This is a genomic window from Pseudonocardia yuanmonensis (genome assembly GCF_039542425.1).
GTDB lineage: Bacteria > Actinomycetota > Actinomycetes > Mycobacteriales > Pseudonocardiaceae > Pseudonocardia > Pseudonocardia yuanmonensis.
In genome coordinates this window covers 1-573 of sequence record NZ_BAABIC010000074.1, presented here as the reverse complement: position 1 = coordinate 573, position 573 = coordinate 1, and the positions used below count along the sequence as shown (strand labels likewise).

Sequence of the window (573 nt, the reverse complement as noted above, 5' to 3'; positions counted from 1 at the left end):
AAGGGCGAGGGCGCGGACGGCATGTACAACCTGGGCAACTACAGCAACAAGGAACTTGACGCGATCATTGATCGCATCAAGACCGAGACCGATCCGGCCAAGCGCGACGCGGACATCATCACCGTGCTCGAAGGCCACGCCAAGGATTTCGGTCATATCCCCTTGCACGACCAGGTCATTCCCTGGGCCATGCGCAAGAACGTCACGGTCATCCACCGTGCCGACAATCGCCTCGTTGCCGATTGGGTCAAGGTTGACTGATCCAGGCTAATCAAACGGCGGGGGCGCTCCAGTCCCCGCCGTTACGCCTTTCCCGCCTATGTTTGCTTTCATACTGCGTCGCCTGTTGCAGGCCGTAGCGGTGATGCTCACCGTCTCGCTACTGGCCTTTGTGCTTTTTCAATACGTCGGCGACCCCGTCACCATCATGCTGGGGCAGGACGCCACCGATGCCGAGCGCATCGAATTGCGTGAGCGCCTGGGGCTGAACGAGCCCGCCATTGTCCAATTCGGCCATTTCGTGGCCAACGCCGTGCAGGGCAATTTCGGCATATCCCTGCGCCAGAGCGAACC

Annotated in this window: 1 protein-coding gene and 1 pseudogene; both read left to right on the top strand. The window is 60.4% G+C overall.

Annotated elements, in window-relative coordinates; translation table 11 throughout:
* Window positions 1–261: hypothetical protein (locus ABD990_RS34180; RefSeq protein WP_425569724.1), on the top strand; the 261-nt coding region annotated here is incomplete at its 5' end.
* Between the two features lie 103 nt (window positions 262–364).
* Window positions 365–573: pseudogene (locus tag ABD990_RS34175) on the top strand (ABC transporter permease); the annotation flags it as partial.